Source organism: Methylobacterium sp. E-025 (assembly GCF_022829705.1).
In the GTDB taxonomy this organism is placed as follows: domain Bacteria; phylum Pseudomonadota; class Alphaproteobacteria; order Rhizobiales; family Beijerinckiaceae; genus Methylobacterium.
This window is the reverse complement of sequence record NZ_JAKSYR010000032.1, coordinates 1-450: the sequence shown is the minus strand read 5'-3', so window position 1 is coordinate 450 and position 450 is coordinate 1. Positions and strand designations below refer to the sequence as shown.

Below are 450 nucleotides of genomic sequence, written 5' to 3'. Positions count from 1 at the left end.
CGCTCGACGCGCTTGTCGTTGACCGACCATCCGGTCGCCTTCAGCAGCGCGCTGATCTTGCGGTAGCCATAGCGTCCATACTTCTCAGCCAACGCCAAGAGATCGGCCGTCAGCGCCTCGTCATCATCGCGGCCCCGCGGTACCTTGCGCTGTGTCGAGCGATGCTGGCCGAGCGCCCGACAGGCGCGGCGCTCGGAGATGTTCATCGTCAGCTGGATGTGCACGACACAGGCGCGTCGGCGCGCAGGGCTCGAGACGTCTTCCCCGGGACGCCTCCTGCAGGATCAGCTTGTCGAGGGTGAGATCGGCGATTGCCTTTCGAAGCCAAGCATTCTCGGTCTCAAGACTCTTCATCCGTCGAACCTGATCTGATTTCAGTCCGCCAAATTCACGCCGCCACCGGTAGTATGTCACCGAACTCACGCCGAGCGCGCGGATTGCATCGGCCAC

The 450-nt window shown here is 63.1% G+C and carries 1 pseudogene; it reads right to left on the bottom strand.

Annotation, left to right across the window (positions count from 1 at the left end):
- Positions 1 to 450: pseudogene (locus MKK64_RS02135) on the bottom strand (IS3 family transposase); the annotation flags it as partial.